The following is an 8605-nucleotide window of genomic DNA, read 5'->3' on the forward strand; positions in this document are numbered from 1 at the left end:
CTTTCATACCATCAACAGACGCACTTTCCGACGACGGTTATTTTTTGTCTGGCATGTTTTTTGACGTCAAAGTACAAAAACTGTCACAAGATCTTGAGCAAAAAGAATCCCGGCACATCATAACGAACTATATCCACCCGTTGTTTAATCGCTTGCCTGCCAAATTTAGTGAGAAGCCGCGCGATCAATTGCTCATCCATATCCGCTCCGGCGATATTTTCAGCACCTGGGTCGCCCCCCATTACCCCCAGCCACCCCTAGCCTTCTACAAATTAGTCATTAGCCGCCTCCTCGCAGAAAATCGGATCTCATCGATTAAGATGGTCTTCGAGAACCGTCTCAATCCGGTTATTGCCGCCTTAGAAGCATATATTTCTGAAATTGGAATTCCGCTAGCAACTCAGAGCGGCACCCTAGCAGACGACGTCGCGGCGCTAGCGAACGGGCGTTACTTAGTGTTTGGCCTTGGAACCTTCGGGCCAGGAGTTTGTCATCTTTCGAAACGTGTTGAGCAAGTCTTTTATTTCGCGTCCGGCTGGCCTCAACACTTTCGTGGCATTCCAACTATTGGGACCATCATCGAAGTACTCGATGTGGCGGGTGCGTACACCAAAGTCGGAGAATGGGACAACTCGCCGGAGCGTCGGCAGTTGATGCTTGACTACCCGCTCGAGAACCTCGCCTTCGACGACGCCTGAACGCCCTCGGGCGGCGCGCCTTGCCGTGGTTTAGAAAGTCGGTGACAAGCGCCGCGAGCCATCCCGGAGGATCAATTTGGTCAGCGCTGTCCAGCCCTCAGAGGCCCTGCGGGTCAACGCCTTCCCGATGCACCGGGCCGAGGTTCTGATGCAGCAGCGGCGCCGCCTTCGCCCGCGTCGCAACACCCTGGTCAGCTTCGCGGCGAAGTACCACTACGTCGAAAGCCAGCGCCGCTTAATCGCCGCGGCCGCCGCCACCGGGGAATTCGACACGATCGAGAGCTGGTCGCCCGACCGGCTGCGCGGGACGCCGTTCTATGCGGCGCACAGGGCGATCCTCGACCGCTCCCGGGGCGCTGGGAACTGGGCCTGGAAGCCCTACATCATCGCCGAGGCGCTCGCGCAAAGCCGCGATGGCGACTTCATCGTGTTCACCGATACCGGCATGCAGGCGATCGACGCCGATCCCCTGCCGCCGGTCACGCCGCTCCTGACCTGGCTCGCCGGATCCGGGCGCCGGGTCGCGGTGGGCGTGCTGCACGGCAAGCCGCAACGGGTCTGGACCAAGCGCGACTGCTTCGTGCTCATGGACTGCGACGCGGAGCGCTACTGGAACGCCGACCAGATCCAGGCGACCTGGATCGCCTTCATGGTCAGCCCGGAGACCCGTCACCTGGTCGCCGAATGGCTGCGCTATGCCGGCGACGAACGGGTGGTGACCGACATTCCCAACCAGATGGGCCTGCCGGATTTCGACGGCTTCATCGATCACCGCTTCGACCAGAGCATCCTATCGAACCTAATCTACAAGCTCGACCTGGAGATCCCGCCCCTGCGGGAGGCCTCGAAGAAGATCAAGACGTTGGTCGGCGAACTGGAGATGGACACCCTGGTCTCGGTCCGGCCGTCCGAGAACATCGCGCTGGGCAAGACCTGGCGGGCCAGCTCGGCCTCGCCCTGGTCCGGGACGCACGGCCTCTACGGCGAGCGGACCACCGGCGACCCGTCGTTCTTCTTCCACACGGCGCTGGAGCCGAAGCCCTGGTTCGTGCTCGACCTCGGCGCGGTCGAGCGGGTCTCGGAGATCCGGCTCTACAACCGCTGGGGGCAGCCTAGCGAGCGTGCCCAGATGATGCGGGTGTGGCTCGGCGAGTCCGAGGCCGAGTATCGCCTGGTCTTCGACGCCGTGGATGCCGACTGGCACCCCGGCCTCCCGCTCTATCTACGCTTGGACAATGCCCGGTTCCGCTACCTGAAGGTCGATCTCGACGAGGAGCAGATCCTGCACCTCGACGGGATCGAGATCTTCGCGGCCCGCTGACCCGGCGTGCCGGACGACAGGCCGCATCACGGACGATGACGCCACCCATGACGAGGGCGACCGCATGAGCGCGCCGGCCGGCGACAGGCCGCTCTTCCCGTTCGGGCCGATCCTGTTCTTCGGCGATTCGGTGACGGCCGGCTGGACGGCGCAGATGCCGCACGCCTTTTCCGGCCCGCAGACCGTGCCGCGCGGGATCGCCGGCCAGACGACCCGGGACATGGCGCGCAGGCTCCGCTCCGAGATCGCCCTTTACGGCGCCCGGGGCCTGCACCTGATCTGCGGCCGCGACGACATCCTGGGCGGCGCGCCGGGCGTGTCGCTCGACGGCATCGTGGCCGACATCCGGGCGATGCTCGCCGACACCCGCGACCTCTACGTGCGCAGCTGGGTCGGCTCGATCCCGCCGGTCGACCCGGCCTCACCCGCCGCTTCCGGGCGGCCCCTCGAACTCATCGGACAGGTGAACGCGTGGCTGCGCGACCACGTGCACGAATACGGCGCGGGCTTCATCGACCACGATCCCGTGCTGGCGAATGCCGCGGGCGCGCTTAGGCCCGATCTCGCCGACGACGGCGTGAGCCTCAACGCGGCCGGCAACGCCGCGATTCAGGCCTCGATGCTGGCCGCCCTCACCGCGCCGGGCGTCGACCAGATCTGGGCGCCGCCCGAGAGCGAGGATGCCGCGCGCCGGCGCAAGTTCCTGCACCATTTCGGTTATCTCGACTCGAACACCCGCCACCCGAGCCCCTACATCCAGTTCGCCGGCAAGCCGGGGGCGAGCCATTACGGCGTCCCGTTCGACGCCCAGGGCTTCCTCAACGCCACCGCCATCACGGCGGACAAGCCCCCGGGCGAGACCCGGGTCTTCGTAGTCGGCGACTCGACCACCATCGACGGCGGCACGCTGGCCAACACCCTGCCGGGGCGCCTCGAGCGGATCCTGCGCGCGGACGGGCTCGCCGCGGCGCGGGTCTACAATTTCGGCGTGATGTCGAGCTGCCTCACGCAGATGACCCATCTGATCTGGTCGCGGCTCGTCGGCTACCGGCCCGACGCGATCGTGGTGATGAGCGGCAGCACCGACCTGTTCCAGCCCTGGACCTACGATCCGCGGCCCGGCCACCCGTACAACGCCTTCATCACCGAGCGGCTCTACGACCACTTCTTCGACACCCACGATCCCCGGGCGCGCGAGGACGGCCTGTCGTATGACGCGCTGGTGACGCTGATCTACGAGGAGCTGAAGCGACTGCGCGCGGAGGTGGGCTGGCAGACGCCCGGCTGGGAGGACGCCATCGTCCACCATTACCAACTCGCCGCGCACCGCCTAACCAAGCTGTCCCACGATCACGCCGTACCGATCGTGAGCGTGCTGCAGCCGACGGTGCTGCGCAAACGCCACCTCACCGCGGTGGAGCGGAGCGTCGCCTCGGGGGCGTTCCTGGCCTATCTCGACCGCCAATACGCCAAGCTGGAGGCGTTCACGACCGCGCTCGCGGCGCGGCGGCCCTACCGGAGCACCTTCACGGCGCTCGATCTCAGCGGGATTTTCCGAGACCGGGAGGAGGGGACCTTCTACGACATCGTCCACTACGACGATCCGGCCCGCGAAATCGTCGCCGCGCGGTTGGCGGCCGAGGTGACGCGGGTGCTCGACCGGCCTCAAACGCCGTTCGAGCGGGTCCGGCGTTTCCTGGGCGGTGCACAGCGATAGCGCACGATCGAGGACAGCACCGGCGTAGCGGTCTTAGCCCCGGAGATATCGTTCAAAAAACGCTTTCATGATTCGGACGAAGACCTATCCGAATCATTTGGACGCTTGCGCTAAACGCTTACAAGGCTTCTCACTGAGCCGCGCGAGCGTAGCTTATCCCGCCACGGCCTGCGGTACGACCGAGCTCTCGACCAGTGGGCCGGGGATCGCGGCCTCGGCATCGACCATCAGGCGCGCCTCGTGGCGGCGCATGAACATCCACAGGGCCACGGCGCCCAACAGCACGAAGGCCAGGAGCGCGAGGCCCACGGGCCCCATGACGTTCTCGATCGAGCGGCCGCACAGATACGCGCCGAAGCCCATGATCGAGGCCCAGGCGACGCCGCCGACGGCGTTGAAGAACATGAAGCGGCGGGCATCGAGCTTGTTCACGCCGGCGAGGACCGCCGCGTAAGCGCGCAGCATCGCGGTGAATCGACCGAAGAACACGATCTTCCCGCCGTGCCGGCGGAACAGGTACTGACCGAGCTTGAGCCGGCCGTGGTCGAGGCCGATCATGTGGCCCTTGCGCAGGAGCAAAGGCAGGCCCCAGCGGCGGCCGACCCAGTAGCCGGCATTGTCGCCGAGAATCGCGGCGGTCGCTGCGATCGCCACAACGAGGGCGATGCTCAGGTTACCGGTGCTGCCGGCATAGGCCGCCGAGGTGAGCAGGACCGTCTCGCCCGGAAGCGGCAGGCCGGCGCTCTCCAGGGTGATGATGACGAAGATCGCGATGTAACCGTAGTTGGCGATCAGGTCGGCAATGGGCAGATCGTGCAGGAAGGACATGCGGTCTCCTCGCGGATCGGAGGGCTGCCCTGTCGGCGAGAAACATGGCCGCTCCGGGGCGGAGCGCGAAATACGCGTTCGAAATACCATCCGTGGTGCTCCCAAGCACGAAGATGGCGTGGTTTCTCCCGCTTCAGCGAATGAAGGGCAGGGGTGAGCCGTCCCCGCTGGCTTCGGCCAGATGGGCGCGCATCCATGCGATCGTGCTGATCAGGCCTTCGCGTAGGGCGATGCGCGGCTGCCAGCCGAGTTCGGAGCGGATCAGGGTGGTGTCGAGGACATTGGCGGGCACGTCGGCTGCCCGGCTCGGCTTGTGGACACAGGGCAGGAGGTCGCATCCGAAGGCCCGTTCCAGCTCGGCGATGATCTGGTTGACGCTCAGGCCCGCGCCGCTACCGACATTCATCACCTTGTGGGGACCGTCATACGGGATCGCCGCGAGAAAGGCGTCGCTGACATCGTCGATGTGCAGGAAGTCGCGCACCACCTCGCCGGTGCCCCAGACTTCGAGCGGTAGGTTCGCGAGCGCGCGGTGAATGTAGCTTCCGATCAGACCCTGATGCTTGTTGCCAAGCTGAAAGCGGCCGTACGGGTTGGCGATCCGCAGGATCTGGTAATCGATCCCGTGCAGATGCCGGTACAGGTAGAACGACTTCTCGATCATCAGCTTGCTGATGCCGTAGGCTGAGATTGGATTGGTCGGCGCCTGTTCCGGGATCGGGGTAGCGCGCGGGATCCCATAGATCGCCCCCCCGGAGGACGCGAACACGACCTTTTTGATCCGGGCCGAGCGGCAGATCTCGAGGAGATGCAGGGTCGCGATCGGCGCGGCGGCGAGTTCCGCGGACGGGTCCCGGTTCGAGCTCTCCGGGATCGATCCGGCGATGAGGTGAAATACGATGTCTTGACGCTCGACCGCGTTGGCGATGGCGAGCCGGTCGGCGAACTGTCCTGTCACCCGGGCTACGCGTCGGTCGAGGGCCTCGGCTTGCGTATGGCTGCGGCTGAAGCAGGTCACTTCGGCACCCGATTGCGCCAGCCGGTTGCACAGGTTCAGGCCAAGGAAGCCGGCACCGCCCAGCACGAGGCAGCGAGCCCCCGCGAAAGCCGAAGCCGATGGGCCGGCTCCGGCTAGATCGACCGGCGACCCATGACGTCCTTGGCCGCCACTCATGGTCGGAGTTCAGCGCTATGGTGCGCCGGTGCCGGGACTGCCGACCTCTCGGACCCGTCCGAGGCCGGGTCTCGCGCTTCGATCAGGCGCTCGACCAGGGCGAGGGCGGAGTGCTGAAGCGCGCGGCGCGTCGGCTCTAGCGGTGCTTTCCCGTAGGCCCGGGCCGCCGCGTAGGCACTCGCGTAGGCCGCATCCCAGCCGGCGGCGAGGATCGGCGGACCCGCGGCCTCGAGCGCGTCGCGGATGGTGACCCAGGCGGCCTGCTGTGCGGCATCCCAGGCCGCCGCTCGAACCACGGAACCGGTCTGCCGCAGGGTCAGATTCGCGACCGCCGCCCGCTTACGCGCACGTTTCAGGTGATCGCACAGGGTAGCAAGATCGGCGATGGCCTGCAGCTCGGGCAGATCGGCGAGTTCATCCGCCTCAACATTCAGCTTGGCGAGATGAAACCACGCCGGCAGGTGGGTGCGGACGAGCCAATCCGCGACCGTGACCACGCGCCGGCGCTCCAGAACGTCCGAGCCGTGCGTGCCGACCAGGCGCGGGAGCAAGGGGAGGATCAGACCGTCACGTTCGGCCTGAGGCAGGCCGTCGCTCCAAGTGCGGATGAACGCCGCGATGCTCGGGGAGGCGCATTCCGGTTGGTCCGAGGGTGGCTCGCGCGCGATGTAGGCCACCGCCTCCATTGCGCACATCGCGCCGCCGCCCTCCCGGTGTGCACCCGCGGCTAGGGTGGCAATCTGAGTAAAGCGATCAGGATCGATCGCCGAACTAGCGGTCCGAACCATGACCGGCCTCCCTTTCCGTAATGCCGGGCTTGCGAGGGATGGACGAACTTCGGGACAAAGCCCTCGCAAGCCCGATCCTCACCCGACCGATCCCGATGACCAGCATCCCAGGACCTTCAACCAAGTCGATCGGTCCCGCGCAACCGACTGGCCCTGTGTGCGAACAGGCTATTGAAGGAGACCTCGCGACGTTGCGATCGGAGCAAAGACATGAATTGGCCAGCGTCTCTGCAGCGGCCTGCTAATCCGTCTTTTTCACGCGGTGTGTCAGGATGATCGAGAGCCAGGGCACTACCGCGTGCGCGACCTCGATCTGCAACAGCACCTCGAGGTGCAGCGCGTAGGGAAGGACAAACCGGAATCCACAGCGCGCTTCCTCCATCGTCGTCGGCATATCCCCAAGGACCGCCGCGATGACGTCCGGCCGATGGATGTCGACGGGGATGCGCTGCACCTCACTGTCGACTTCAGCGATCAGCGTCGCCTTGTCCCGGTTTGCCGCGACGATCCAGCCCGTGAACACGACCTGCCCGTCCTGGACCTCGGCCCAGACCCGATCCCGAGGCGATTCGAGATTTGCCCTTGCGAAGGAATCTGGCAGCTCGCCGTCGAGCTCGGCGATTGTACAGCCGACCTCGTATTTCTCGAATCCGCGCCCTTCCCCGAAGATCGTCGCAAACCGCTTTTGGTACTGGCCGATGAGGAGATTCTTGATGGTCTCGTCCAGGCCCGACCACTGCCCCTTAGTCTGGATCGTGTAGACCGACAGGATCTCGCGCAGGAACGCGATGCGCCCCTTGTCGGCGATGTACAGGTTCATGAGCCAGTCTGCGGCGCCCTGCTCGTCATAGAAGGATTCGGGGACGCGGCGGAGCGCGTCAGCCCGATAGAAACAGGCCGAGAAGTTCGCCGTGAGCGGGGCCCTAGCGAGCATCGGAAAGCTGATCGTCCCGGTTTGGTAGCGGCCCTGCTCCTCGTGCGGCATGAAGGATCCGTTCGCGACGTGGTGCAGCAGGACCCAGTTGAAGCACATGTCGAGCGATGGATCCGTCCGCAGCATGCGCAGCTGCAGGCCGATTTTCCGATCGGAGATCCAGTGGTCGTCCCCCTCGCAGAACGCGATGAAGCGGCCGGTGCAGGCGGCAATGCAATCGCGCATGTTCTGTAACATGCCGAGATTGCGCTCACGTGGCCGGACAATGATTCGATCCGGATGACGAAGGCGGTACTCCTCGATGATCTCCGCGGACCCGTCCGTGGACCGGTCGTCGCCGACTACGACCTGCATCCGAAACAGGCCACGCTGGCCCAGCACCCCGTCGAGGCAGCGTCGGATGGTGCCGACATGGTTGTAGGATGTGACGATCACACTGAGGGTGAGCTGATCCTCGATCCAGGTCCGCAGGGCGGTGGGATCCTGACGCGGCCAGTCGGTGGTCAGGCCCAGCTCGGTCAAGGCCGTCTCGGCGATGTCGAGGTTGTCCTCGATCAGCTGTGCGAAACGCTCCGGATCCTCCTCGTCGAGATAGGCTTCGGCCAGCCGGCGGAAGATGCGCTTCTGCGTGACTTCGTATTCTGCGGCGTAGCGGCCGCCGAAATGACCGCGTAGCTGCCGATAAAACTCGATCTCCGACTTACCGAGCCGCTTGTGCCGCGCCAGCACAGTGTCGAAGGCGGCCCACATGCCGCCCGCGTGCTTACGGTACACGCCCATGATCTGCGGCAGGAACCCGATCCGCCCGACCTCGGCGTGCATCAGGTGGATGTACCAGTCGGCCGGGATGATACCGCGGCCGATCTCGAGCTTCTCGCCGCCACGATATCGCCAGCGGTAGAACACGCTGTTCGTCTGAATGAAGTTATGGGCGACGAGGTCCGACAGGGACGGCTTCGGATTGGGGTGCTCCGGATACTGCTCCTCTACCTCCGGCATGTCTTCGTAGACGACCTTCACCGGATGGAAGCACAGGGTGTATTCCGGCCTGTGCCGCATGTAATCGAGCTGGCGCTGCAGCTTGTCGGGATCGGTCCAGTAATCGTCGCCCTCGCAGATGGCGACGTACTCGCCGGAGACGCGCC

The 8605-nt window shown here is 65.3% G+C and carries 6 protein-coding genes and 1 pseudogene; 3 read left to right on the forward strand and 4 right to left on the reverse strand.

Annotated features, from left to right (window positions below):
* The 3 genes and pseudogenes from FV233_RS26445 to FV233_RS26455 all read left to right on the forward strand — a co-directional run.
* A pseudogene (locus FV233_RS26445) lies at positions 1–698 on the forward strand (coagulation factor 5 8 type domain-containing protein); the annotation flags it as partial.
* Between the two features lie 76 nt (positions 699–774).
* Positions 775–2019: a discoidin domain-containing protein gene (locus FV233_RS26450; protein WP_246690094.1), complete on the forward strand. Its 1245-nt coding sequence runs from the start codon at positions 775–777 to the stop codon at positions 2017–2019.
* Between the two features lie 64 nt (positions 2020–2083).
* Positions 2084–3736, forward strand: coding sequence for an SGNH/GDSL hydrolase family protein (locus tag FV233_RS26455; protein WP_147899282.1), 1653 nt, complete (start codon positions 2084–2086; stop codon positions 3734–3736).
* 153 nt (positions 3737–3889) lie between these two features.
* Here the strand turns inward: FV233_RS26455 and FV233_RS26460 are convergent, their stop codons facing one another.
* The 4 genes from FV233_RS26460 to FV233_RS26475 form a co-directional block, all read right to left on the reverse strand.
* Positions 3890–4564 carry a DedA family protein gene (locus FV233_RS26460; protein WP_147899283.1) on the reverse strand — a complete coding sequence of 225 codons (675 nt, stop codon included), beginning with the start codon at positions 4562–4564 and terminating at the stop codon, positions 3890–3892.
* Between the two features lie 133 nt (positions 4565–4697).
* Complete coding sequence (locus tag FV233_RS26465; RefSeq protein WP_246690095.1) at positions 4698–5648, reverse strand: NAD-dependent epimerase/dehydratase family protein; 951 nt, start codon at positions 5646–5648, stop codon at positions 4698–4700.
* Positions 5649–5734: 86 nt separating this feature from the next.
* Positions 5735–6433: a hypothetical protein gene (locus tag FV233_RS26470; RefSeq protein ID WP_246690096.1), complete on the reverse strand. Its 699-nt coding sequence runs from the start codon at positions 6431–6433 to the stop codon at positions 5735–5737.
* 334 nt (positions 6434–6767) lie between these two features.
* A partial coding sequence (locus FV233_RS26475; RefSeq protein WP_147899286.1) for a glycosyltransferase occupies positions 6768–8605 on the reverse strand: 1838 nt, incomplete at its 5' end.

It is taken from the genome of Methylobacterium sp. WL7 (assembly GCF_008040085.1).
In the GTDB taxonomy this organism is placed as follows: domain Bacteria; phylum Pseudomonadota; class Alphaproteobacteria; order Rhizobiales; family Beijerinckiaceae; genus Methylobacterium; species Methylobacterium mesophilicum.